This window comes from Shewanella subflava, assembly GCF_025971955.1.
Taxonomy (GTDB): domain Bacteria; phylum Pseudomonadota; class Gammaproteobacteria; order Enterobacterales; family Shewanellaceae; genus Shewanella; species Shewanella subflava.
The window spans coordinates 50,990-77,468 of the sequence record NZ_JAPDMX010000009.1; the positions used below are offsets into that span (position 1 = coordinate 50,990).

Sequence of the window (26,479 nt, forward strand, 5' to 3'; positions counted from 1 at the left end):
GAAATATATTATGGGTTCAGTGACCACTAAGAAACATCCTAATGGCCTTGATTATGTCGAGGTGAACACGGATTTATGCCAAGCACGTATTTTTATGCAAGGCGCACAAATTGATCAGTTTACCCCTACAGGTAAAGCCCCGTTGTTATGGGTGTCAGAAGCGGACGATTATCAAATAGGTAATGGGATCCGCGGTGGCATTCCCGTATGTTGGCCTTGGTTTGGAATGAACGGTGTTGAAGGTTTTCCGCAGCATGGGTTTGCCCGCACACGCATCTGGAACCTAGATTCAGTTAACATGCGAAATCAACTCGTAGATTTAACATTCAGTTTAAAAATCAAAGAACAAGATAAGCAATATTGGCCTCATAATACCACAGTCAAAGTGCTATTTACCTTGGGCGAAACCTTATCTGTTAGCATAGTGAACCAAAATAATGCTGATTATGAAGTGAGCCTAACTCAAGCATTACACAGCTATTTTCCAATAAATGATATCCATCAACTTAAGGCATCTGGTTTTGAACACTCTAAATACATAGAGTTTGGCAAAGGCCCCTATAAACAACCAACTGATGATGTAAGTTTTGATAAAGAAACCGATCGCGTTTATACCGATTTATCGTCAGTACAGCAATTACATACCCCACAAGGCACAATTGAAGTCAGCCGTGAAAATAGTCACTCAGCGGTGTTATGGAACCCTTGGATAGAAAAGTCGACTCGTCTCTCGCGCTTTAAAGCCGATGATTATTTAACTATGGTGTGTCTCGAAGCGGCAAATGTACTTGAAGATAAAGTGGTATTAGCGCCAGGTGAAACGCATACCTTAACGACCCATATCCGTTGGGTTTAGCTTTCATCCATCCTTGCTAATATGTGTTAAACCAAAGCGTTTTTAGCATTACTTTTAAAGCCAGAGTTTGATACTCTGGCTTTTTAATTGACCATGAAGTCTTAATGATTAAAGGCCTATTCACCGTTAAACGATTATTACTTTTTATCCTGCTGATGTTTATCGGTGCGGGTTGGTATGTCAGCCAAAATATTCATCCCATCAGTGTCAAGGTGCTTAATAAACTTCTTGCACCTTATGATATTCAGGTAATTAACCTAGACTCACAATTTGTGTCGATCAATCAATTGCAAATTCCAAGGCTTATTTTGCAAATTGAAGACAGTTATTTGGCGATTCAGGACTTTGAACTCAACCTGACTGATACGTTAGCGATTGTACAAAAACAACAACTCGACCCAAGTGATATCATCAAGATCACCAGCCAAAGTGTGTATATTGATTTGGGGGCAAGCTTTTTTAAACGCCAACGTCAGCAAAAAACCGAATCCAGTGCTGCATGGCAACTGGTTTTTAATCACATTCCCAATATTGATTTAGGCGAAGTGCTAATTAACCTACCAGCAATAGCCGCAACTGATGCTATTGCGGGTCATAACGCTGCAAAAACGACTCCGGTGAGTTTTCGTCACAGTTTAAAAATGGATAAGTTAACCCTTAATAGTCAAGGTGAGCTTAACACCCTGTGGCGGTTTGATAATAATGTATTATTTAACCTGCAAGCCCAGCTAAAACCCAAGGCTATTTCATTGACATCGACGCTAAATTTGGGACAAAGCCAACAAGGTTTATATGCATTTTCATCATACTTAACCGCAGCGTTGCACACCTTATCATTACAAGATAAAGAACAGATACAAAACAGTATTATTGTTGAAATTGAACAACAACTTGCACAGGCGTTATCTCCATTAAAACAACAACAAATCAATATTACAGGTGAATGGCATACTACAACACACTTTGATTTCGCTAATAGAGAGATAGCCTCTTCAAACCATTTTACCTCGCTAAATATTAGTTCAGCTCTATATCCCTCGCTAAACTTTGCATTGCAAGATGAATTTAATATAGAACTTGCCATTAAAGACCAATTAATGCCTGTCACCATTAGTGATAATTCCACAGAACAAACAACACACATGGCCTATGGGGCAAAAATCGAGTTTGCACCTTTTAACCAGCAATTAACCTTTAACCCTGAACAGTTAAAACAACTACTCAAGCAATTTTCTCCACCATTACACGCTAATCAGTATGCTGAACTGTTGAAGGGGTTGTTACTTCCCAACAACGAAGACAATCTTGCCCAAGTCACGCTGTCAGCCTCATTAACAGAAGCGAGTTCGCTTTGGTTGCCGTTAAATAATCCACCACATCCCAAGGTGACTGACTTATCGCAAACTTGGCCTATGACTTTTAGTACCCCAAAGGTGGACGCCTATATATCCGGTACAATATTTAAAAACCAATTTAGTTTGAGCAAATTACAGCTTAATAGCCTAGGTGAAATGCACTTTTCTATGAAGAGTGAATTATCGCTTGAACAGCCCAGTAATATTGTCAGCCTAATGTTGCCCCTGCAAGCCGAACCATTTTCTTTAAGATTGCCCATCGATGAATTGTCTTTAGGTAAAGGAGTCGTCAAATTGGCTGCTGATTATCAACGTGCATGGGTTAATAATGGTTTTGAACAGGTCATCATGTTACAGCCATCAAGTATGATTAGCCTAGATAAGCTACAAGTCACGAAAAAAAATCACAATGCTGCCGATTTACAAGTGCAAAAAATAGCTAGTGATCAAGCTAAGATCAGACTAAATCACATCAGTAAAGTAAAGATTAACCAGAATAGTATTGACCTAAATATCTCTCCTATGCAGGCCTCTTTTGACAAAGTAACTGCACTGTTATCATCACCTGCAGCCAAGCAACAAATTAACGCTGAACAAGCCCTGATTTCATGGCAACCCCCTACGACATATTCGCTTTCGTGGGATCACGCATCCCCGCTAATAGACCAACTACTCACATACAGCAGTCGTCACTCACTCAACACACAGCTTGGACAACTAAAAGTCAGTAAAACACCACTAAAGCAACACAAACAAACATTGCTTAATTTAGATCAATTGGACATTAATCAGCAGTTCAGTATTCAAAATGGCTTAATTCAAAGTGATGATAAATGGCAATTTGATACTATCACCGCCAGCAGCCAACATTATTTTCAACCCAAATTATTGTCATTAGCCGGACAATGGCAACTAGAAACGGATATCACAACCGCCCTACCCACAATCACTAAAAACCAAAAGCTACCATCGGGTTTAAATATTGAGGGAATGATGAAGCTTAATGGCAGCTTTTCGATGAGCCAACGGGCGGGAGTTAATTACTTTGAAATGTTAATCCAGCCCAATATCGATAAACTGAAAGTGGATTATATAGATCAATACATTGCCGATACCCAAATTAACACTGAGTGTAAATTCAATTGGCAACAAGCGATGACAGAAGCCATGGCATTTAGTCAACTTAATTGCCCCGAAACACTTATCAACATCCCCAATGGCCGTTCAGGGTTAATCTTCGAAGATGTTGATATCCGAGCCAATGTCGCGCTGGCCATTGATCCGAGTAAACCCGTAAATAACTGGTTGCAAAAGCTCACTGGTTTAAGTCATACCGATATCAGTATGACATTGACAGGTGATGTATTAGGTGGTCAATTTTTAATTCCTGAATTTGTATTTAAGTTGCATGACAAGTCCCATGGCTACTTATTATTACAAGGCTTAAGCCTAGAAAAATTACTTGCCCAGCAGCCGCAAGTGGGTGTGTATGCTAATGGTACGTTTGATGGTGTTCTGCCTGCTGAGTTTATCGATGGCAAACTTTCTATAACAGGAGGACATTTGGCGGCTCGAGAACCTGGCGGAGTCATTGAGGTTGCTAACAGCGAGGCCATTGAGCAATTAAAACAAACTCAACCCTATTTAGGTTTAGTCTTTGATGCGTTAGAGCATTTAAATTACCAACAACTGGCAGGTACGCTCGATATGCAACCTAATGGTGATGCCCTATTTAATATTGCAGTCAAAGGAAAAAGCCGAGATATTGTCAGGCCGATACACCTCAATTATGCCCATGAAGAAAATTTGATCCAATTATACCGCAGCAGCCAAATTGGTAATCAGCTACAATCGAATATAGAAAAGTCTGTTAAATAAGGAAGATACTTTGAAACTTGCCGCAGCACTGAGCTCAACCGTGTTACTCATCAGCGTAATGGCTGGTTGTACACCTACCGTAAAAATCGAGCCACCGGATAAACCCATCGTGATCAATTTGAACGTCAAAATTGAGCATGAGATCAGAATTAAAGTCGATAAAGAGCTCGATAACTTATTAGAAAATGAACAACTATTTTAATAGGAACACTTATGAAATTCACCTTTTCGACACTATTAATCAGTCTATTATTTTGTGTCAATGCTTGGGCGATGACACTGCAAGACGCTAAATCGAATGCTTTAGTCGGCGAACAAACCGATGGATATTTGGGGGTGGTGAAGCCTTCGGTAGAAATAGAAGCACTTGTCAAAGATATCAACGCAAAGCGTTTACAACACTATCAACGTATTGCAACTAAAAACGGCTTGAGCACGGCAAGCATTGCCAAATTAGCGGCAGAAAAAGCTATCGCGGCCACAGATAAAGGCCATATTTATCAAGATAATAATGGCCAATGGCAAGTCAGAAAGTAAACAAATAAAATTGCTGGCTAATCTGCATTAGCCAGCAAACTCACAATTAGGGCTTACCTCTCGTTGGTTAAACCGGATTGACTACATCAACAAAATGGTGAGTTAAACCAAATTTTTCAGATAAATGTTCACCTAAAGCCTGGATACCATAACGCTCTGTCGCATGATGGCCAGCGGCAAAATAATGAATATTTTGCTCCATCGCACTGTGGTAAGTTCGCTCTGACACCTCGCCGCTAATAAAGGCATCCACCCCCATAGCAACCGCATGATCAATATAGTCTTGTGCCCCACCTGTACACCAAGCAAGCGTATGAATAGGCTTAGCGCAATCACCAATATGTAAAGCATCGCGATGTAAAACACGACTAATGTGATTATTAAACTCTGCAGCAGACATGGGTTGCATTAAATGGCCGTGCCACAATAAATCTTGCGGAACCTCTTCATATACGGCGGGATTTAAAATACCTAACTGCTGCGCAAGCTGTGCATTATTGCCCACACCATGATGTGCATCTAAAGGTAAGTGATAGCCAAATAAACTGATGTCATTATCCATTAAGGCTTTAATGCGTTTGTACTTCATTCCGGTTAACACTTCAGGCTCATTTTTCCAAAAAAAGCCATGGTGAACCAATATCGCATCGGCATTTAACGCAATGGCTTGTTCAATCAGCGGTTGACAAGCGGTAACCCCGGTAACGATTGTGCGGATCTTATCTTTACCCTGCACCTGTAATCCATTTGGCGCATAATCTTTAAATTTGGCTACATTCAAAAACTCATTCAAGTACGATGACAGTGAATGACGATCTATTTCGTTATTAGTCATGCTGGTAATCCGTTATTTATCCTGGGTTGCTTAAACCATTTTAGCGTATCCACTAATCAAGTAACACCCTCTACCTGAAGCCTGTTGATCTTTGCTCGTTGAAATTGTTTGAATAAAAACGGGAATTGAGACAGTGAATTTATGCCAAGTCTTTTAAGCAGCTCTTTATTCACAAAGATGCACTCACAAAGATCCATTCAACAAAGAATAAAACTCTTTTTTACCGACCCCTTAGGGCTGCATTTGTTGGTCATTTCTGCGATATCGACTGTTAAACAGAGTCACAGCACCGCTATGTCTCAGCCTTGTTAAAATGACCAGCTATATGCAGCAACAATAACCTGTTATGCAATGGGGTTCTCATCTGGTATCACCGCTTTTATTGGCTTAGGCATATTATTCGAGGTGTTGTTTTGGGGGTTATTATAGTAAAAAAGCGTCTACCAAACTCCTCACTAACCTGCGCTCAAGTTAAGGGATTTGTTAAGTAAAAGTGTCACCTTGTAACACTAAAACTGCCCTAAATTGGACTTTTAGGCTATTTAACCTATAAAATTAGCTGAAACCAAAAAAGCCAGTTAGATAAAAATAGGTTAAATTATGACAACATTATCAAAGGAAGACGTGATCAGTTCATTGCAGGCAGCATTGGAAAAACAGTCAGGCACTGCGGTTAATATTGAGCAATCAGGAAGTTGGTATAAAATTGACGGCGGAAAATCCGTTCGTTTTAGTGAGCTTGAATCTATGCTCGCTGAAATGGGTAACGGTTCACAAACTGTAGCTAAGACGGCAACAAAACCAGCAGCAAAAAAAGCTGCTGTGACAAAAACCAAGCCGGTTGCGACTAAAAAAAGCGCTTCAGCCCCTGCAAAATCTGCCCAAACAGGTAAAGGTTCAGGGTTAACCCCAAAGGCACTATGGCGCGCCAAACTTGAAAATGCCAAAGGCAAAAATACCCTGCCACAGGGTTTTTAAGCTGATTTGAACACCTGTAATAAAGGCGCTTTATGCGCCTTTATTATTTTTTATTACATTTTTAACAACTTACATTGCCAAGTCGACTCTGACATAACCCTGTAAATAAACCACTCTGACTTCATCTCCTGCATTAAACCTCATGCCTGGGTCAAGGTCTTGAATGATCATGATCTGGGTGCCATCTTCTTGTTTAATCATCATTTCAACTAATTTGTATTCAAGATAATATTCTTGACTACCGTACTGATTCGCAATGCCACCACCTAATAGTGCCCCAAGGACGGTCGCCACATCTTGCCCCGAACCACCACCGAATTGATGGCCTATGACGCCCCCCACCAAGGCACCACCAAAGGTGCGCCAACCTTGATTTCTATCCTCGACTAGTTGTTTTTCGGTGATATTTTTAACCGACTCGACATGGCCATATAACACCTTTTCAACCGGGACAGCTTGATTTCTGTCGTAGGCAGACATTGCAGGCAGGTTTACACTGGCCGCACATAATATTATCAATAAAAAAGCAGTTAATTTACGGGCTAAGATGTTCAACATAGATTTTTTCCGCTAACTTAATAATAAGGTTTATATGCTAACTATAATCAATTGTGAATTCACTGTCTTATTTAAATGAATTAATCAACTTTCCCGCTCCTGAAGAGGCGCTAGCGGAACCCAATGGTTTACTTGCTGTTGGCGGAGATCTATCCCCTGCTAGGCTTCTTGAGGCTTATTACCACGGCATTTTCCCATGGTTCAATGCTGATGATCCCATCCTGTGGTGGTCTCCTAGTCCTAGGGCGGTTTTCGTCCCCAAATCAGATTTTGGCAGTAAAAGTTTAAGAAAAACCCTCAAAAAGGCGGCATGGAAATACACCATTAATCATGCTTTTTTAGATGTTATGAGCGGTTGTGCTCAGCCAAGAGCCAAGCAACAAGGCACTTGGATCACACCAGAGATCCAAATGGCATATTATGAATTGCATTTACAAGGTTTTGCACATTCATTTGAAGTATGGGATGAAGACAGATTAGTCGGGGGGTTATACGGCATCCCGGTAGGGAATGTATTTTGCGGTGAATCCATGTTTCATCGACAAACAGATGCTTCAAAAGCCGCATTTACCCTGTTGAATCAACATTTAGCAAGGCATGACTTTGCGTTGATTGATGCGCAGCTTATTAACCCTCATTTAGTCAACTTAGGAGCAAAAGCTATTAGTCGAACATCATTTCTGTCGATTTTAAGGCAAAACCGCACAAATCTTGTTGCCCCCGAAATGTGGCTAAAGCAAGAGGTGAAATTTGAACTCTAAATCTATTTCAGTTGGCATAAGCAAACCATTTGATTGCAGCTACATTGTTGGTAATCAAGAGCAGCTTCTGGTGATTCAAGAAGATCAACTTGATGGCCAGCTTTTTGAACAATTGTTGGCGATGGGATTTAGACGCAACGGCAATGCCATATACAAACCTCGTTGCCCACAATGCCAAGCTTGTCAGTCGATAAGAGTGCCCGTTCACAGCTTCAAATTGTCTAAAAGGCAAAAACGGACATTACGTAATAACCAACTTTTACATTGGAAAGTGGTGACAAAAACAACACTTGAACATTACGCGTTGTATGCTCGTTACATCAATGCTCGGCATCACGATGGGCCTATGTATCCTCCTAGCCAATCTCAATTTGAAGATTTTTTACTGTGTGATTGGTTACCACCAACTTTCATCGAACTTTATGATGCCGATAAACTGATTGGCGTTGCAGTGACCGATAACCTCACCCACAGTCTATCCGCCATATACAGCTATTTCGACCCAGAATATGAAAAAAATTCATTAGGGTCATTGATGATTTTAATTCAATGCCAATTGGCAAAATCCTTAGGAAAACACTTTGTCTATTTGGGCTATCAAATCGATGAAAATCGAAAAATGTCTTATAAGCGTCAATATCGTCCATACCAAATTTTAACCCCAAATGGTTGGCAAAATGGTGAACTAGTTAACCCTCTTTCGTGTTAACGGCCTTTACAGCAAGGCGAATTTGCGGCATGATACGCCCGATTTTCATATTTGAAGGCTAATGGGATAATTTATTAATGGCGAAAGAAGACAACATTGAAATGCAAGGCACTATCCTTGAGACCTTGCCAAACACAATGTTCCGCGTAGAGCTTGAAAATGGTCATGTGGTGATAGCCCACATTTCTGGCAAAATGCGCAAAAACTACATCCGTATTTTAACGGGTGACAAAGTCACTGTTCAGTTGACTCCTTATGATTTATCTAAAGGACGTATCGTCTTCCGCGCACGTTAATGATTATAGTTTTCGTATGAAAAAAACCGACTCAAATGTCGGTTTTTTTATAGCCTTTTTTCAGTGCTTATTTTGTCTAAACAACTGTCACATCAATAACTCGACCACTGTTTTATCGTCTTCACTCGAATTAAGGGCAAAATAACCGTAATTTAGCGCACTAATATTCACTCATTGACAGTCAAACTTGAGCTTTGTGCTGATAACAAAACGCTTTTACACGCCAGTTTTGGTCTATTGCAAGTAATTTCACAGACAGCAGTGTATTTCGAGCTCAGGTGAATGATATTGATGGCGATAAATCGCCTTACTCTACAGCCATAAAAAAAGATGGCTTAAGCCATCTTTTTTATTCATTTTCCGTTAAGACACTTTTTCCGGCGTTTCACAGTCAATATGAATTTCACCATTTTTAACGTCAATATGCGCAATACCACCGGCTTCAAGTTTTCCGAATAAAATTTCATCCGCTAACGGACGTTTAATCAATTCAGTCACCACGCGGCTCATGGGACGAGCACCCATGTTTTTGTCATAACCTTTCTCGGCTAATAAGGTACGTGCTTCATCGCTCACCTCAAGCACCACACGCTTATCATCTAATTGCGCTTGCAGTTCTACTAAGAACTTATCAACCACTTTAGCAATTACCGTCATATCTAGGTGGTTAAACCATACGATGGAATCTAAACGGTTACGGAACTCTGGTGAAAATACCTTATTAATTTCCGCCATCGCATCTTGAGTATGATCTTGTTGCTGAAATCCAATCGACTTGCGAATGGTTTCCTGCACACCGGCGTTAGTGGTCATCACTAAAGTTACATTGCGAAAATCTGCTTTGCGGCCATTATTATCGGTCAAGGTACCATGATCCATTACCTGTAATAACAAGTTATAAACTTCAGGATGCGCTTTTTCAATTTCATCCAATAACACCACACAATGTGGGTTTTTAATCACGGCATCAGTTAATTGACCGCCTTGATCATAACCAACATAACCAGGAGGCGCACCAATAAGACGAGAAACCGCGTGACGCTCCATATACTCAGACATGTCAAATCGAATTAACTTCAAACTTAATGCAGCAGCTAGCTGATTAGTCACTTCGGTTTTACCCACCCCTGTTGGCCCTGCGAATAAGAAACTTCCGACAGGCTTTTTATCGCTACCCAATCCACTGCGCGATAATCTAATAGCGGCTGACAGGCTCTCAATCGCTTTGTCTTGACCAAACACAACCATCTTAAGGTTACGTTCAAGGTTCTTCAATAAGTCCTTGTCAGACGACGATACTGATTTTTCAGGGATACGAGCTAATTTGGCAATAATGGATTCAATTTCAGCCTGGCCGATGGTTTTTTTGCGCTTACTGGCTGGCATCATCACCATTCTGGCCCCAGCTTCATCAATCACATCAATGGCTTTATCGGGTAAATGGCGATCATTTATGTGCTTGGCAGACAAAATGGCCGCGCTGCTAATAGCCGCCTGGGTATAACGCACACCGTGGTACTCTTCGTATTTTGATTTTAGTCCCATCAAAATTTTGGTCGTTTCGGCTACCGAGGGCTCATTAACATCAATTTTTTGGAATCGGCGAGCCAGAGCACGATCTTTTTCAAAAATACTTTGGTATTCTTGGAAAGTCGTTGAGCCCATGCAGCGTAATTTACCGCTAGACAACAGTGGTTTTAGCAAGTTTGAGGCATCCATTACCCCACCCGAAGCCGCGCCAGCACCAATGATGGTATGAATTTCGTCAATAAACAAAATCGCATGATGATCAGCAGCTAACTCTTTGAGTAAACTTTTAAAGCGTTTCTCAAAATCACCACGGTATTTTGTTCCTGCCAATAATGATCCCATATCAAGGGAATACACTGTGGCATCGGCCATCACATCAGGTACCTGACCATTCACAATCCGATACGCCAGACCTTCGGCGATGGCGGTCTTACCTACACCCGCTTCGCCCACTAACAACGGGTTGTTTTTACGACGGCGACATAAAGTTTGTACCGCTCGTTCAACCTCGGCATCACGGCCAATTAATGGATCGATCACACCGTCTTTTGATAGCTGATTCAAATTAGCTGCAAATTGCGACAACATGCTCCGCTCTTCTGGTGCATCGGTGGGATCATCGATATTTGAATTATCACTGTCTTCCGCTTTGTCTTCATCTTTTGAAAAACCATGGGAAATATAGTTAACCACATCCAAACGGGTGATTTCGCAGCGGCGCAACAGGTAAACAGCTTGTGATTCTTGCTCACTAAAAATAGCCACTAGCACATTCGCACCTGTAACTTCATTGCGACCTGATGATTGAACGTGAAATACGGCACGCTGAAGCACGCGCTGAAACCCTAATGTCGGTTGAGTTTCTTTATCTTCGGTGCTTTCTGCAATAATTGGCGTGGTTTGTTGAATGAAATTATGCACTTCTTCACGCAATTTATTAATATCCGCTCCACAAGCAATTAATGCCTCGTAAGCGGCTGGGTTATCTAACAACGCTAATAATAAATGTTCTACCGTCATATATTCATGACGCGAATCTCTAGCTTGCTGAAACGCTAGGTTCAAAGTGACCTCTAAGTCTTTGTTCAGCATAAGCACCCCCTAAATTAACCACAAACAGCAGAGTAAGATTATTCTTTCTCTAAACTACACAGTAACGGATGTTGGTTTTCTCTTGCAAATTGATTTACTTGTAAAACTTTAGTTTCTGCAATGCCAAATGGATACACACCGCATAATCCTTTCCCTTTGTGGTGAATGGCCAACATAATATCTACGGCCTGTTGTTCATTCTTATCGAAGAAACGTTGTAGGACTTCAACAACAAAATCCATTGGTGTGTAATCATCGTTATTCAGAACCACTTTGTATAAGTTGGGTCTTTGTAAGTCTGATTCAACTTTTTCTTCCGTTTTTTCAATGCTGCCTATTTTAGCCATGCTCTAATACTAGCCTCTCATTTCAATGCCGACCACATGATAATATTAAATTAATTAAATGTTGTCTTTTTGTTAATTTATGCTTGACTTCTTTTCGTACAAATTTCATTCTGTTTGTCAGGCGGCATTTCAAGACCGCTGAATAATAAGTTTTACTATCTTACTGGTAAGTAGACAAAAGAAGGAAGTGGAAGTATGGCAAGCGGAACTGTAAAATGGTTCAACAACGCCAAAGGATTCGGGTTTATTTGCCCAGATCAGGGTGGCGAGGATGTTTTTGCACATTATTCAACCATAGAAATGGAAGGTTATCGAACGCTTAAAGCGGGACAACCGGTTTCTTTTGAGGTAGAAGCAGGCCCTAAAGGGATGCATGCATCAGCCATTTCACCAACTAATTAGTTGGTGAAACTATAAAGCAAAAAGACAGGGATTTTAATCCCTGTCTTTTTATTTTGGCTAAATAAAGCTTAAAAAACAAAAAACGCGCCATTTAGGCGCGTTTTTGCTTAGCTAAAAAGTGGTTTATGCCACAATCAAGCTGTTTAAGGTCTTGCTTGGGCGCATCGCTTTTTCAGCTTTCACAGCGTCTAAACGGTAGTAACCACCTAAATCTACCGCTGGGCCCTGTGCATCATTTAACTCAGCCACAATCACAGCTTCATTTGATAATAAATCCGTAGCCAGTTTGGTAAACTTCGCAGCTAACTCTTTATCGGCCGTTTGCGCAGCAAGAGCCTGTGCCCAGTAAAGCGCTAAGAAAAAGTGCGAACCACGGTTGTCTAGCTCACCCACACGGCGTGAAGGTGATTTGTTGCTATCAAGGAACTGACCAATAGCCACATCAAGCGCATCAGCAAGCACCTGTGCTTGAGTATTGCCCGTTGTTTGACTTAGGTGCTCTAAAGATGCAGCAAGTGCTAAAAACTCACCTAAAGAATCCCAACGTAGGTGATTCTCTTTTTCAACCTGTTGAACGTGCTTAGGAGCCGAACCACCTGCACCGGTTTCAAATAAGCCACCACCATTCATCAGCGGCACAATTGATAACATTTTAGCACTGGTACCTAACTCAAGAATGGGGAACAAGTCAGTCAAGTAGTCACGTAACACGTTACCCGTTACAGAGATTGTGTCTTCACCTTTAATGATACGCTCTAAAGTGAAACGCGTTGCATCAACAGGTGACATGATGCTGATTTCTAGGCCTGTAGTGTCATGTTCAGCTAAGTAGGTGTTTACCTTTTTGATTAATTCAGCATCGTGTGCACGATTACTGTCTAACCAGAATACCGCAGGGGTGTTGCTTAAACGTGAACGTTTAACTGCAAGTTTTACCCAGTCACGGATTGGTGCATCTTTAACCTGACACATACGATAAATATCACCAGCTTCAACCGCGTGAGTCATTAACACTTCACCCGCTTGGTTAACCACTTTCACTTTACCCGCAGCTTTGATTTCAAATGTTTTATCGTGGCTGCCGTATTCTTCCGCTTTTTGAGCCATCAAACCCACGTTTGGTACGCTGCCCATGGTTGTCGGGTTGAAAGCACCGTTGGCTTTACAAAAAGCGATGGTTTCTTGATAAACACCAGCATAACAACGATCTGGGATCATTGCTTTAGTGTCTTTCAACTGGCCATCTGGCCCCCACATTTGACCTGAAGAGCGAATAGCTGCAGGCATAGAAGCATCAATAATGATGTCGCTTGGTACATGTAGGTTGGTGATACCTTTGTCTGAATCAACCATTGCAAGTGCTGGACGAGCTGCATAAACCGCTGCGATATCCGCTTCAACTTCAGCACGTTGTGCATCTGGTAGTGATTTGATTTTGGCATACACATCGCCAAAACCATTATTAACATCAACACCTAGCTCAGCAAATAATGCACTGTGCTTGTCGAATACGTCCTTGAAGAATACTTTAACGGCATGACCAAATAGAATTGGGTCAGACACTTTCATCATGGTCGCTTTTAAGTGAAGTGATAATAAAACATCTTCTGATTTAGCCGCTTCGATTTCACGAGTATAAAATTCAATAAGTGCTTTTTTACTCATCACTGCAGCATCAATCACTTCACCTGCTAATAAGGCTAAACCTGATTTCAATACTTGCTCTGTGCCATCATTTTTAGCCAAAACGATGCTAACTTTATCTGCTGCACCTAAAGTGACTGATTGCTCGCTACCGTAGAAATCGCCTTCAGTCATATGGGCAACGTGTGACTTAGAATCACTTGCCCATTTACCCATTGAATGCGGGTTTTTCTTTGCATAGTTTTTTACAGATGTTGGCGCGCGACGATCTGAGTTACCTTCACGTAATACAGGGTTTACTGCACTGCCTTTGATTTTGTCATAACGCGCCTGAGTTTCTTTTTCTGCCTCAGTTTTTGGCTCATCCGGATAGTCAGGAATGTCATAACCTTGCGCTTGAAGTTCAGCGATACACGCTTTTAACTGCGGAATTGAAGCACTGATATTAGGTAACTTAATAATGTTCGCTTCAGGAAGATTCGCTAATTCGCCGAGTTCAGTTAAAGCATCTGCAATTTTTTGCTCTGGCGTTAATTTTTCAGGGAAGTTTGCAATTACGCGGCCAGACAAAGAAATGTCACGCGTTTCAACTTTAACGCCCGCAGCGTTAGTAAAGGTACGGATAATAGGCAACAGAGATAGTGTTGCTAAGGCTGGAGCTTCGTCGGTTTCAGTATAAATAATCGTTGGAGAGTTATCTTTCATGGTTTTTCCTACATTATTGTAAATTAATAATTTATTAGAATATTTAGTGCGGATATGTTGACGATTTCACGGTGATGTCATCAAGCAAGATGATTATCTGTTTGCTGTGATGAAATGTTGCATGCCACACGCCCCAAGTGAGGGTTTAATGCGACAACATTTGTGAAATCCCCTATCCCATTTTTTATTTTTATTGATATTTCCTTCATTGCATTTAAACTAAACAATGAAAAATCAGCTAGTTAAATATATTGACATCAGCCAATTTAAGAAAAATTAGGTACAGATCACAATTTTCAGGCCAACATCATAGAGCATTCTGAATAATATTCAAATTCCACTTATGGCGAATAAGCAGTAAACTGGTCATTGTTCCGATTTTTTAACCCTTTTTACGGATATTTAACGTAAATTTTTTATGCCAAGCAGTTTCATAATTGCAAGCCAACCATCAGGGCAAGCTTTAATGTAATTAGAACCTAGGCATAACTGAACACAAAGGCATCTAGCTTTCACTATGGCAACCCCTGTAAAAAATTCATCATTTAACACGCGTTTTAATAAAAGCCCTAACAAAAATGCGGCTAAACGCGCGCCAAAGTCATCACTGAATAAATCATTAACCAACAAGTCGTTACCTAAAACCAAACCTCGACCAGTTAATCCGGTTATTGTGCTGTTTAATAAGCCATATGATGTGTTATGCCAATTTACCGATGAAGCAGGCAGAAAAACCTTAAAAGATTTTATCGCCATCCCCGATGTTTATGCGGCGGGAAGACTAGACAGAGACAGTGAAGGTTTATTGCTGCTCACTAATGACGGTCAATTACAAGCTAAGCTCACTCAACCCAATCAGAAAACATACAAAACCTATTGGGTACAAGTTGAAGGGGAACCTAGCCAACAAGCAATTGAATCACTTCAGCAAGGTGTTGTATTGAAAGACGGTAAAACCTTACCCGCTAAAGTGCGTATTATACCAGAGCCCGATGTTTGGCCGCGTATCCCCGCGGTAAGAGAGCGCAAAGCGATTCCAACCAGCTGGTTAGAAATTCAAATATGCGAAGGCAAAAACCGTCAAGTCAGACGAATGACGGCACATGTAGGTTACCCCACACTGAGATTAATCCGCTATAAAATAGGCCAATGGTGCCTCGATAACCTAGCTAATGGTGAATACCAAGTGATTAATCAAACTGCATCTGCCAAGAGTTAATCCAATGAGTGAGCGTTATAAACCCAATACTACGGTTGCCACTATCATCCACTGTGCCGGTAAATTTCTACTGGTGGAAGAGCTTATCGATGGTGAAGTGCGTTATAACCAACCTGCGGGTCACCTTGAGGCTGGCGAATCAATCATTGAGGCATGCAAGCGTGAAATACTTGAGGAAACAGGCTTAATCATTACCCCCTTCTCATTGGTGGGCATATATCAATTCACCGCCAACCCCGAATTGGCATTTGTGCGTTTCACTTTTTGTGCTGAATTACCCATTCAAGTAAAATGCGAACCACTAGACCCTGCAATAACCCGTACCCATTGGTTTAGCAGAGAACAAATAGCGCAAAAATCCGCTCAAATGCGCAGTCCATTAGTGCTTAAATCTATTGATGATTTTATTAAGCAACAGGGTAAACATTATTCAGTTCGTTTGTTAAATGCAGACTATTTATAATTGCCCCTGAATTGAATGCAACAATTACTGCCCTAAGATAGCCCCTCATGCGAATGCGTGATAGAATATGCGCCGCAGAATTTACACATAATTTCGCTTATGAAACGCCATTTTTTGGTTTTTCATTGGTATACACAACGGTTTATAGGATCTATGACATCAATCGCACCCACTAATGGTAAAAAAGTCATCGTTGGCATGTCTGGCGGTGTGGACTCTTCAGTTTCAGCTTATTTGCTTATTCAGCAAGGCTATGAGGTTGAGGGTCTATTTATGAAAAATTGGGAAGAAGATGACACAGATGAATATTGTGCTGCAAGTGAAGATTTAAAAGATGCGCAATCGGTTTGCGACAAGCTCGGCATAAAGCTCCACACCGTCAATTTTGCAGCAGAATATTGGGATAATGTTTTCGAATACTTCCTTGCTGAATACAAAGCTGGCCGAACGCCTAACCCCGATATCATGTGTAACAAAGAAATCAAATTCAAAGCTTTTTTAGAATTTGCAGATGAAATATTGGATGCTGACTTTATTGCTATGGGCCATTATGTGCGTCGTCGCGACAATGCCGATGGCAGCACGCAAATGTTACGCGGTGTCGATAACAACAAAGATCAAAGCTACTTCTTATATACGTTAAGCCATGAACAAGTGGCCCGTAGCTTATTCCCTGTTGGCGAACTTGAAAAACATCAAGTACGTGATATCGCAAAAGAAATGGGTCTTATTACCCATGACAAAAAAGACAGTACAGGTATTTGTTTCATTGGCGAACGTAAATTTACTGATTTTTTAGCCACTTACCTACCGGCTATGCCTGGTGATATCGAAACCGCAGAAGGCGAAGTGATCGGTACCCACCAAGGTTTGATGTACCATACATTAGGTCAACGCAAAGGCTTAGGCATTGGCGGTTTAAAAAATAGTAACGATGACCCGTGGTATGTCGTGGATAAAGACCTAGAGCGCAATGTATTAGTGGTTGCCCAAGGTGGAAATCATCCCCGGTTAATGTCTGTCGGCATGAGCGTAAAACAATTAGATTGGGTTGACCGAAAAGGCCCTGCAGATGCGAGCCAAATCAGCGTTAAAACCCGATATCGTCAACGTGATGTACAATGCAAAATTAAGTATATCAATAACGACACTATTGAAGTGATCTTTGATGAGCCTGTTGCCGCCGTCACACCTGGACAATCTGCAGTATTTTATGATGGTGAAGTTTGCTTAGGCGGCGGGATCATCGATACGTTAATCAAAGGATAGGTAAGCCACACAGTGACTGACAATATCTTATATGAACGCACCATGGCATTTGCCGGTATTTTACAGGCCATTGGGCAAGTACAATACATCGCTCGCCATGGCGAAAGTGACGAACAAGCACTAGCAGCTAGCTTAAATACTATTTTAGTCACTAACCCTGAAAGCACAGCTGATGTTTACCCAAACAAAGAATTATTGGATAAAGGCTACCAACTTATTCAAAATCAGCTTGGGGATGGCAGTAACAAAGATGTCGAAACCACCCGCTATTTAGTCGGTATATTGGCGTTAGAGCGCAAACTGTCTCGCTCTGCTAACGGTTTAGGCATGTTGGCAGAGCGAATTAATCAGGTGCATCGTCAGTTAGCCCATTTTTCAATTACCGATGAACAGGTATTAGCTAACCTCGCTAGCATATACAGTGATGTGATTAGTGCCCTTGGGCCTAAACTACAAATTTCTGGTAATCCGGCTTTTTTAAAACAAACTAACGTGCAAAACAAAATTCGCGCATTGCTGTTATCGGCCATGCGTAGCGCCGTATTATGGCGTCAATTAGGCGGTAAACGTCGCCACTTAGTCTTTGCACGAAAAGCAATATTTGATACGGCTGTTAACAGCCAACAAAAATAAATCATCGAATCACCCTACAATAAAAGTTCACCAAGGAGCTTCAAATGGATCTTTCCGCACTAACTGCTATCTCTCCGGTAGACGGTCGTTATGGTAGTAAAACCGCGTCATTAAGAGGGATTTTCAGCGAGTTCGGTCTTACTAAGTACCGCGTACAAGTTGAGATTAACTGGTTAAAATTATTATCTAGCTGCCCAGAAATTGAAGAAGTGCCACCGTTTAGCGAGTCAGCATTAGCATTACTAGACAGTATTAAAGATAACTTCAGTGAGCAAGACGCACTACGTGTTAAAACCATTGAAAGCACCACTAACCACGACGTCAAAGCGGTTGAATACTTCATCAAAGAAAAAATTGCTGGCAATGCTGAGTTAGTCGCAATCGATGAATTTGTTCACTTTGCCTGTACTTCAGAAGACATTAATAACCTGTCGCACGGTTTAATGCTTAAAGAAGCCCGTGAGCTTGTTGTTGTGCCACAGTGCCAACAAATCGTTGATGCAATTAAAAAGTTAGCCCATGACAATAAATCGGTACCATTAATGTCGCGTACCCATGGTCAGCCAGCGTCGCCAAGTACCTTAGGCAAAGAAATGGCTAACGTTGTAGTGCGTTTAGAACGTCAATTGAAGCAAATTCAAGCTGTTGAAATTATGGGTAAAATTAATGGCGCTGTCGGCAATTACAATGCGCACTTATCTGCTTACCCAGAAGTGGATTGGCACTCGTTATCACAACGTTTTGTCACTAGTCTAGGGATTAACTGGAACGCCTACACTACCCAAATTGAGCCACATGATTACATAGCTGAGTTGTTTGACGCTATCGCCCGCTTCAATACGATCTTAATCGATTTCGATCGTGACATTTGGGGCTACATTGCTTTAGGTCACTTCAAACAACGCACAATTGCTGGCGAAATTGGTTCTTCAACTATGCCGCATAAAGTTAACCCAATCGACTTTGAAAACTCTGAAGGTAACTTAGGCATTGCCAATGCATTAATGCAGCATTTAGCAGCTAAACTACCCGTATCTCGCTGGCAGCGCGATTTAACTGACTCTACTGTATTACGTAATTTAGGTGTGGGTATTGCTCATTCATTGATTGCATACCAAGCTACCTTGAAAGGGATCAGCAAGTTAGAAGTAAACGAAGCACATTTACGGGCGGAATTAGACGTAAACTGGGAAGTTCTTGCAGAACCAGTTCAAACTGTTATGCGTCGTTACGGCATTGAAAAACCATATGAAAAACTCAAAGAGTTAACTCGTGGTAAACGTATTGACGCGCAACAGTTAGCGGTATTTATCGACGGACTTGAATTGCCCGCCGACGTGAAAGTTGAACTTAAAAAAATGACGCCTGCGAACTATATTGGCCGCGCAGAAGCGTTTGTTGATGAATTGAAATAATTTGTCAACTGAGGTTAAAACCTCATTTAACATGGCGGCAGCTCGACATTCGAGTTGCCGCTTTTGTTTTACATTACATGCACACTAATCTGAGAGTAAGACCATGTATCAATTAACTTTTGACACCCAAGCCTTCATTAAACAACACTGGCAACAAACCCCTGTAGTATTGACACAAGCCTTCGCCGACTTTGTTGACCCGATTGCCGCAGATGAATTGGCAGGTCTTGCTTGCGAAGAAGAAATATCCTCGCGGATAGTGATCACTAAAGATAATCAGTGGGACGTGATCCAAGGTCCATTTGAAGATTATGATGCTTACGGCGAAACAAAATGGCAACTTTTAGTGCAAGCAGTAAACCACTGGTATCCTGACTCTCAACCGCTAGTCGATGCATTTCGGTTTTTACCCGATTGGCGCTTTGATGATTTAATGGTGTCATTTGCCACTCCTGAAGGCGGCGTAGGCCCGCATATTGATAATTATGATGTATTCATCATTCAAGGCGAAGGTGAACGTCGCTGGAAAGTGGGCGACAAAGGCAACCATCAGCGTCGTGGTGGTGATGCCACATCACCATTAGTCGATGATTTCGAACCTATCATCGATGTAATATTGAAAAAAGGTGACGTCTTATACATCCCGCCTGGCTACCCACATTGTGGTGAGACTTTATCGCTAGCCTTAAGCTATTCAATTGGTTTTAGAGCCCCAAGCCAGCAAGAACTATTAACCCAACTTGCGGACTCGCTGATTGATAATAACAGCGGTCATCAACGTTTCACCTCTGAGTCAGAAGCAACCGACCCAGGTGTGGTAAGTCAAACTCAGCAGCAAGGTATTATGCAGTTACTATCAGAGCTAGCGACTCAGCCAGAAAAATATCAAACCATGTTAGGTAAATTACTCAGCCAAAACCGTTTTGAACTGGATATCTGTGAAGGTGAAGACCCCGTCACGCTGGAAGAATTACAAGAATTGTTGCAGGACAACGCCAGCATCGCGCGCATTGGCGGTTTAAAAGTACTGCGTTTAGAGAACGACCAACAATGTCGTTTATTCATTAACGGCGAAGTTTACTCACTTGAAAATGTGAGCGAAGCACAGTTAATACTGTTAGCCAACACCCTGACTTTAGATAGTGAAAATGCCACTGATTTAATGACAAATCCATCCATTGGACAACTGTTAGTAACACTGATCAATCAAGGGTTATATTACTTAGCAGAATAATACCGATTCTGACTCAACAAAAAAGGCACATTATGTGCCTTTTTTGTTAGCCAGAATGAAATGCGTCTTAAGACCAAAGTTTTTCATCTTCATGCATTTTATATAAGCTTTCAGCACGCGACACTAATAAATTTGCAAATTTTAACTGGGTCGCATCGCGTGTTGCACCCGATTTATGCAGATTTTCTGCTTTTAGCTGCCACATCATTGAAAAATGACGCAGTGCATCACGTGCAGTTTTCGCGACCTTAACATCAACATAGTCAGAAGGTAAATCACCAGACATCACCCAAAATGTTTGCTTTGTGGGTTGTTTCGAGTCCATTTTCCAAATGGCAAGATATGGCGCAAGATAACGACTGTCATCGGCAAAAACCTTATTAGGGATCACGCCTTTTTCCGCAAGAAAACGATTTGCTTTTTGGAATTGTGTTTTTACCCATTGTTGTCTTAATACTTCTTGATCAACAGCAGGCTCTGCAACTTGTTCAACTACTTCATCAGCCATAACACTTCCTATCTTATTGTTATTAAGCATACATGGGACATTTTTTATTCATCCATGATGCTGAAATTCACACTCAACCCTAAAATACTTTACGTTTACGTAAAGTGGCAAGCAAAATTGCCAGCTTGATCACAAAAATTACGTTACCAACCTTTGTTGAGAGTATCGCTAAATGCTATCGTGCTGCAATACTAAATATCGAATTTGATTCATTTACGGTATTTAATAGTCACAAGGTATACAGTATCGCCAAACCAATGTTGCCGCTCAATCCCCCCACATTGGTGTCGTTATATTGGTTACCATAAGCGTTAGAATGAATCACCAAAGCATTAATAATTAAGTGTTAGTCAGAACTAACATACGACCATAGAGCAAGTGGAGAATTTACGTGGCTGTATTTAATCATGTCTCGTTTGATGAGCACGAACAAGTTGTGTTTTGTCATGATAAAGAAAGTGGCTTAAAAGCTATTATTGCAGTGCATAATACCAACAAAGGCCCTGCCGTTGGTGGCTGTAGAATGTGGAATTATCAATCTGATGATGAAGCGCTCACCGATGTATTACGCCTATCGCGCGGTATGACCTATAAGAATGCCCTTGCTGGCTTAACCATGGGAGGCGGTAAAGCCGTTATTATTGCCGATCCTAAAACCACAGATCGTGAAAAATTATTTCTCGCATTTGGTCGCTTCGTAAATAGCTTAGGCGGTAAATATTATTCCGCTGAAGACGTTGGTGTATCAACCTCAGACATGATGATTGCGAATCGTGAAACACCCTATGTTGCGGGCTTAGAAGGTAAATCTGGTGACCCATCTCCCCTAACCGCTTTAGGTACGTATTTAGGCATTAAAGCTGCGGTAAAACATCAACGAGGTATCGATAGCCTTAAAGGTATTAAGGTATCCGTGCAAGGTGTTGGACATGTCGGATATTACCTGTGTAAACACTTGCATGAAGAAGGCGCTGAACTTGTGGTTACCGACATTCACCAAGCATCGCTAGAAAGGGTTGCCAGTGAATTCGGGGCAACCGTGGTTGAACCACAGGATATTTACAACCAAGATGTTGATGTCTATGCCCCATGCGCACTAGGCGCGACATTAAACGACATTACTCTACCATTACTTAAAGCCACTATTGTTGCAGGTTGTGCAAACAACCAGCTCGCAGAGGTTCGTCACGGTGAAAAATTAAAAGAAATGGGCATTTTATATGCACCCGATTACGTCATTAATGCCGGTGGTATTATTAACGTTTCTTTTGAAAACAACTACGACAAAGCCGCGTCTGTTGCCAAGGTAGAGCAAATCTACCAAACCTTGCTAACCATCTTTACTCGCGCAGATGCTGAAAATCGCACCACGGGTTCAGTAGCAGATGAAATGGCAAGAGCGATTATTGATGCCGCACGATAGTACCATGTCATTATCTTAAATTTGTTTAAGAACACAGCATGTACAAGGGAAGCTTAGCTTCCCTTTTTTACAGCACTAATATATTTACGGCGTCTTGTTAACGCACGATAGGAATGCTCCCACTTAGGGAGTGATATCAAAACTAGCTTCTTCATGAGGTGGATCTTTTACTATCTTTCTAATTGATCCCTATCGTCATAAATCACTGCTCATTCTGATCACTTTTTATCATTGGTTTAATTATTGTTCAGAATAAGTGGCGAGCAATTAATTTAGCCATAACATTCAACAATTTAAAAAAGACACCTTACTCAGACAAACAAGATGAATTCACACGCCTTAGCGGGTCTGAGATTTGTGTTCAACGTTGCCCAAACTAGTCGATCCTTGGCGTGGGTAATGCTGTTAAATTCAGCACAGTTAGCAATACCAAAAGCGGTTTGATTATCCAATCCACCACTGAGATTAAAATTCTATCACTGGCATGATTCATCCAATTGCAATATTTCCGTCACTGTTTAGTCAATTTCTACCCTTATGCTTTAGTCAACTTAATCCAGTGCTATTTGGTAGAGAGTAAGTAAATGGATAAAATAAGCACATTATTCAAACAAGTAACCCAAGCTAAAAATAATTCATCAACCTATGTGCCCCCCGTCTTAACCACCTCATTATCAACCGAAGAAAACACACTCCATCATCCACAACACCCACAGTTTTTTTATGCGGTATGGTTATCCGATGTCCACCTGGGCAGTATCGATTGTAAAGCTGATTTTTTATTAGATTTTTTGAATCGCACTCACTGTCAGCATTTATATCTGGTTGGCGATATTATTGATATTTGGGCATTAAAAAAACGCGTTTTCTGGCCTGATAGCCATCAAGCCGTGCTAACAAAAATACTCGAATTAGCCCAAAACGGCACGCAAGTTTTTTATATACCTGGTAATCACGACGAGTTATTTAAAGCCTATGTAGACAGTCATTTTAGAGGTGTAACCATAGCGCCCGATTATGTGCATCAATCTATATTGGGTAAACGATGCCTAATGTTGCACGGTGACCAATTTGATTCTGAAGTGTGTGTCAGTCGCACCTATGCAAAATTAGGCGATCATTTGTATGATGTTTTGCTGTGGCTAAATCGCCACCTTCACCATGTGCGCAGTCAACTGGGCTACCCCTATTGGTCATTAGCAAGTTACATCAAATTGCGCGTGAACAAAGCACAACAGGCGATAAACAGTTTTCGTGATGCCGTTATTAGATTTGCCGACAAACAACAAGTCGACATGGTTATTTGTGGTCATATTCATCAACCAGAGCTTTCCATTCATGACCTAAATGAACGGCAAATCATCTATGCCAATGACGGCGATTGGGTAGAAAACTGCACCCTAGTGGTAGAAACTTTACTTGGCGAGTTTCAGTTATTGAAGTGGGATGAGCAGCATAAAACCACCAATATCATCCAATCTATTGAGACAGATCGGTCTTTATCGTCAGCCTCGCTCGAGCAAGCACAACACCCAAAACAGAAGGTGGCATAATGAAATCAAACAATATGATGTTTACTGTCGACGAAATGGTTGAACAAAACCTGCCGCAATTAGCCAACAAACCTTGGTTAGCTAAACCCACTAAAGCCATGCTGCGCTACTTGTTACATGAACAACAATGCAATGAAATTGCTCTGCAACATCAACACCTCACCGGCGTTGATTTTGTTGAGCAGGTGCTTGGCAGTTTTAATTTTAGTTATAGTGTTCCCAACAGTGAAATTGAAAACATTCCCATTGATGGACGAGTGATCATTTATGCCAACCACCCTATCGGCTCGCTTGATGCGCTGGCATTGATAAAATTAATCAGTAAAGTCAGACCCGATATCAAAGTTGTCGCCAATGAATTACTGATGACCATCAAACCATTACATTCCATTTTACTGCCAGTGAGAAACATGACTGGAGGTACGCCCAAACAACATTTAGATAATATCCACCAGCATTTAAAATCTGAAGGAGCGTTATTAATATTCCCATCAGGTGAAGTGTCGCGCTTACGTCCTAGCGGTGTTACCGATTTACTTTGGCAAACGGGTTTTGTCAAAATGGCCAAAGCCTGTCATGCCCCATTATTGCCCATGTTTGTCGATGCGAAAAACTCGGCAACATTCTATGGTGCATCCATGTTGTATAAACCTTTAGCCACTTTATTACTGGTCAAGGAGATGTTTCGTCAGGTCAACCAAGTGATGCCTGTTCGCATAGGTAAATTGATCGCCAAAGAAACCGTTGCTAATAATGATTTTCCATTAAAAACTCAGGTGAAATTGCTAAAAAACCACCTCTATCGTATTGGCAAAAACAGGCCACCGTTATTCAGTACCCAAAATGCCGTCGCTCATCCAGAATCTCGCACCAACTTACAACAAGAATTACAATTATGTGAGCCATTGGGGCACACTTCTGACAATAAAGTAATTTACCTTTACCAACACAAACAAAGCAGCGCGATTATGCGCGAAATAGGCCGGTTGCGTGAAATTGCGTTCAGGGCGGTAGGTGAAGGGACAGGTAAACACAGAGACATTGATAAATATGACAATGATTATTGGCATTTGGTGTTATGGGACAAAGACGATTTAGAGATTGTCGGAGCATACCGTTTTGCCAGCGCAAAGCATATTCAACAAGTTGCAGAAAATGGCTTATACAGCCAAAGCTTGTTTACTTACCATACCAATTTCGCGCCTTATTTTGAACAAGGGCTAGAGCTAGGTAGAAGTTTTGTACAACCCAAATATTGGGGGCGCAGAAGCCTTGAATATCTTTGGCAAGGGATTGGTGCCTTTTTAGTAAAACACCCTCAATACCGATACCTGTTTGGGCCTGTGACGATCAGTAACAGCTACCCTGAACCCGCAAAAGAATTACTGATCCATTTCTATAAAAACCAATTTCCAAGCCAGGCTAATTTAGCCCAATCATTTAACGCGTACCTTATAACTGATGAACGGTCACACCAATTATGTAGTCTATTTAATGGCGATAATTATGCTGACAATTTTAAAATTCTCAAAAGGACATTAGCAAACATGGGCGTATCAGTACCGACACTTTTTAAGCAATACGGTGAGTTGTGTGAAGAACAGGGCGTACAGTTTATTGATTTTGGCATTGACGCTGAATTTGGTGATTGTATTGATGGATTAGTACTAGTTGATATTCACCAACTCAAACCCCATAAAGTACAAAAATACCTCAGGATAGCCCCTGATAATTGACTTAAATGATTTTACCGTGTGGCTAACTCATTGTTGTACTATAGTTTATCTGCTATAAAAGATTAACGCAGCAAAGTAAATCTCAAGTGCCGAGTTAGAGGAAACAAACATGCCTGCAGCCATTACACTTGTTAGCCACATTATGACCAAGCGAATTGTCACTATTTCAATAGATGATCGCTTATCGGTTGCTAAACACATATTCGACAATGTCAGCTTTCATCATTTGTTAGCCATTGATGAAAATGACACTTTGCAAGGTATTTTGTCTCATCGTGATTTTTTAAAAGCCCTCAGTCCAAATATTGGTACCGCGGCTGAGCTTATCAGAGACACAGAAACCCTCAACAAACGTGTGCATCAAGTCATGACCCACAACCCTATTACTGTTGCACCTCAAACCAGCTTAAAACAAGCTTGCGAAATTATTCTTGAATACGGCATTGGCAGTTTACCTGTATTAGATAATGGTAGTTTAGTCGGCATTATCACTTGGAAAGATTTACTCCGCGCCTATAGCGAAAATGACTAAGTAGCAGCTAA

Annotated in this window: 25 protein-coding genes; 19 read left to right on the forward strand and 6 right to left on the reverse strand. The window is 41.2% G+C overall.

Going from position 1 to position 26,479, the window contains the following annotated elements; translation table 11 throughout:
• Window positions 1–10: 10 nt before the first annotated feature.
• The 4 genes from OHT75_RS05715 (at window position 11) to OHT75_RS05730 (ending at window position 4,626) form a co-directional block, all read left to right on the forward strand.
• Entirely contained in the window at window positions 11–856 is an 846-nt protein-coding gene (locus OHT75_RS05715) for a D-hexose-6-phosphate mutarotase (RefSeq protein WP_264725502.1), read from the forward strand.
• 104 nt (window positions 857–960) lie between these two features.
• Window positions 961–4,089, forward strand: a complete 3,129-nt coding sequence (locus tag OHT75_RS05720) for a YdbH domain-containing protein (RefSeq protein ID WP_264725504.1) — start codon at window positions 961–963, stop codon at window positions 4,087–4,089.
• A gap of 10 nt (window positions 4,090–4,099) precedes the next feature.
• Window positions 4,100–4,291 carry a YnbE family lipoprotein gene (locus OHT75_RS05725; protein WP_406681977.1) on the forward strand — a complete coding sequence of 64 codons (192 nt, stop codon included), beginning with the start codon at window positions 4,100–4,102 and terminating at the stop codon, window positions 4,289–4,291.
• A gap of 11 nt (window positions 4,292–4,302) precedes the next feature.
• The gene (locus OHT75_RS05730) at window positions 4,303–4,626 is read left to right on the forward strand and encodes a YdbL family protein (protein ID WP_264725505.1); all 324 of its coding nucleotides are present in this window, start codon (window positions 4,303–4,305) and stop codon (window positions 4,624–4,626) included.
• A 67-nt stretch (window positions 4,627–4,693) separates the two neighbouring features.
• On the opposite strand, the gene OHT75_RS05735 is transcribed toward OHT75_RS05730, so the two are convergent.
• Complete coding sequence (locus OHT75_RS05735) at window positions 4,694–5,446, reverse strand: Nif3-like dinuclear metal center hexameric protein (RefSeq protein WP_319803627.1); 753 nt, start codon at window positions 5,444–5,446, stop codon at window positions 4,694–4,696.
• A 615-nt stretch (window positions 5,447–6,061) separates the two neighbouring features.
• Here OHT75_RS05735 and OHT75_RS05740 point away from each other — a divergent pair.
• A complete protein-coding gene (locus OHT75_RS05740; protein ID WP_264725508.1) occupies window positions 6,062–6,439 on the forward strand; it encodes a hypothetical protein in 378 nt (125 codons plus the stop codon).
• Window positions 6,440–6,508: 69 nt separating this feature from the next.
• Here OHT75_RS05740 and OHT75_RS05745 read toward each other — a convergent pair whose 3' ends face one another.
• Window positions 6,509–6,919 (reverse strand): outer membrane lipoprotein, encoded by a 411-nt coding sequence (locus tag OHT75_RS05745; protein WP_264725556.1) that lies wholly within the window; start codon window positions 6,917–6,919, stop codon window positions 6,509–6,511.
• Between the two features lie 131 nt (window positions 6,920–7,050).
• Between OHT75_RS05745 and aat the strand changes: the two genes are divergently transcribed.
• From aat to infA, 3 genes are all read left to right on the forward strand, one after another.
• Window positions 7,051–7,758 carry a leucyl/phenylalanyl-tRNA--protein transferase gene (gene aat, locus OHT75_RS05750; protein ID WP_264725509.1) on the forward strand — a complete coding sequence of 236 codons (708 nt, stop codon included), beginning with the start codon at window positions 7,051–7,053 and terminating at the stop codon, window positions 7,756–7,758.
• Window positions 7,748–8,467, forward strand: a complete 720-nt coding sequence (locus OHT75_RS05755; RefSeq protein WP_264725511.1) for an arginyltransferase — start codon at window positions 7,748–7,750, stop codon at window positions 8,465–8,467. The genes aat and OHT75_RS05755 overlap by 11 nt, the downstream gene beginning before the upstream one ends.
• Window positions 8,468–8,544: 77 nt before the next feature.
• A complete protein-coding gene (gene infA / locus OHT75_RS05760) occupies window positions 8,545–8,763 on the forward strand; it encodes a translation initiation factor IF-1 (RefSeq protein ID WP_011496276.1) in 219 nt (72 codons plus the stop codon).
• Window positions 8,764–9,126: 363 nt separating this feature from the next.
• On the opposite strand, the gene clpA is transcribed toward infA, so the two are convergent.
• Both clpA and clpS read right to left on the reverse strand, forming a co-directional pair.
• A complete protein-coding gene (gene clpA / locus OHT75_RS05765; RefSeq protein WP_264725514.1) occupies window positions 9,127–11,385 on the reverse strand; it encodes an ATP-dependent Clp protease ATP-binding subunit ClpA in 2,259 nt (752 codons plus the stop codon).
• A gap of 38 nt (window positions 11,386–11,423) precedes the next feature.
• Window positions 11,424–11,732 carry an ATP-dependent Clp protease adapter ClpS gene (gene clpS, locus OHT75_RS05770; protein WP_188839530.1) on the reverse strand — a complete coding sequence of 103 codons (309 nt, stop codon included), beginning with the start codon at window positions 11,730–11,732 and terminating at the stop codon, window positions 11,424–11,426.
• A 195-nt stretch (window positions 11,733–11,927) separates the two neighbouring features.
• Between clpS and cspD the strand changes: the two genes are divergently transcribed.
• The gene (cspD, locus tag OHT75_RS05775) at window positions 11,928–12,134 is read left to right on the forward strand and encodes a cold shock domain-containing protein CspD (RefSeq protein ID WP_188839529.1); all 207 of its coding nucleotides are present in this window, start codon (window positions 11,928–11,930) and stop codon (window positions 12,132–12,134) included.
• A 123-nt stretch (window positions 12,135–12,257) separates the two neighbouring features.
• Here the strand turns inward: cspD and OHT75_RS05780 are convergent, their stop codons facing one another.
• Entirely contained in the window at window positions 12,258–14,483 is a 2,226-nt protein-coding gene (locus OHT75_RS05780; protein ID WP_264725516.1) for an NADP-dependent isocitrate dehydrogenase, read from the reverse strand.
• A gap of 517 nt (window positions 14,484–15,000) precedes the next feature.
• On the opposite strand from OHT75_RS05780, the gene OHT75_RS05785 reads away from it, so the two are divergent.
• The 6 genes from OHT75_RS05785 (at window position 15,001) to OHT75_RS05810 (ending at window position 20,716) form a co-directional block, all read left to right on the forward strand.
• A complete protein-coding gene (locus OHT75_RS05785) occupies window positions 15,001–15,702 on the forward strand; it encodes an rRNA large subunit pseudouridine synthase E (protein WP_264725518.1) in 702 nt (233 codons plus the stop codon).
• A gap of 4 nt (window positions 15,703–15,706) precedes the next feature.
• Window positions 15,707–16,165, forward strand: a complete 459-nt coding sequence (locus tag OHT75_RS05790) for an NUDIX hydrolase (RefSeq protein ID WP_264725519.1) — start codon at window positions 15,707–15,709, stop codon at window positions 16,163–16,165.
• Between the two features lie 153 nt (window positions 16,166–16,318).
• Window positions 16,319–17,434 (forward strand): tRNA 2-thiouridine(34) synthase MnmA, encoded by a 1,116-nt coding sequence (gene mnmA / locus OHT75_RS05795; protein ID WP_264725521.1) that lies wholly within the window; start codon window positions 16,319–16,321, stop codon window positions 17,432–17,434.
• Between the two features lie 12 nt (window positions 17,435–17,446).
• Entirely contained in the window at window positions 17,447–18,067 is a 621-nt protein-coding gene (gene hflD / locus OHT75_RS05800; RefSeq protein WP_264725523.1) for a high frequency lysogenization protein HflD, read from the forward strand.
• 44 nt (window positions 18,068–18,111) lie between these two features.
• Entirely contained in the window at window positions 18,112–19,482 is a 1,371-nt protein-coding gene (purB, locus tag OHT75_RS05805) for an adenylosuccinate lyase (protein WP_264725525.1), read from the forward strand.
• 103 nt (window positions 19,483–19,585) lie between these two features.
• Window positions 19,586–20,716 carry a ribosomal protein uL16 3-hydroxylase gene (locus OHT75_RS05810; protein WP_264725526.1) on the forward strand — a complete coding sequence of 377 codons (1,131 nt, stop codon included), beginning with the start codon at window positions 19,586–19,588 and terminating at the stop codon, window positions 20,714–20,716.
• A gap of 67 nt (window positions 20,717–20,783) precedes the next feature.
• Here OHT75_RS05810 and OHT75_RS05815 read toward each other — a convergent pair whose 3' ends face one another.
• The gene (locus tag OHT75_RS05815; protein ID WP_264725527.1) at window positions 20,784–21,224 is read right to left on the reverse strand and encodes a DUF4826 family protein; all 441 of its coding nucleotides are present in this window, start codon (window positions 21,222–21,224) and stop codon (window positions 20,784–20,786) included.
• Window positions 21,225–21,615: 391 nt separating this feature from the next.
• Between OHT75_RS05815 and OHT75_RS05820 the strand changes: the two genes are divergently transcribed.
• From OHT75_RS05820 to OHT75_RS05835, 4 genes are all read left to right on the forward strand, one after another.
• On the forward strand, window positions 21,616–22,647 hold the full coding sequence (locus tag OHT75_RS05820; RefSeq protein ID WP_264725528.1) for a Glu/Leu/Phe/Val dehydrogenase dimerization domain-containing protein: 1,032 nt from the start codon (window positions 21,616–21,618) through the stop codon (window positions 22,645–22,647).
• Between the two features lie 584 nt (window positions 22,648–23,231).
• Complete coding sequence (locus OHT75_RS05825) at window positions 23,232–24,200, forward strand: UDP-2,3-diacylglucosamine diphosphatase (RefSeq protein ID WP_264725529.1); 969 nt, start codon at window positions 23,232–23,234, stop codon at window positions 24,198–24,200.
• Complete coding sequence (locus tag OHT75_RS05830) at window positions 24,200–25,936, forward strand: lysophospholipid acyltransferase family protein (RefSeq protein WP_264725530.1); 1,737 nt, start codon at window positions 24,200–24,202, stop codon at window positions 25,934–25,936. Before OHT75_RS05825 ends, OHT75_RS05830 begins: the two co-directional genes overlap by 1 nt.
• Window positions 25,937–26,045: 109 nt before the next feature.
• A complete protein-coding gene (locus OHT75_RS05835; RefSeq protein WP_264725532.1) occupies window positions 26,046–26,468 on the forward strand; it encodes a CBS domain-containing protein in 423 nt (140 codons plus the stop codon).
• Window positions 26,469–26,479: the final 11 nt, after the last annotated feature.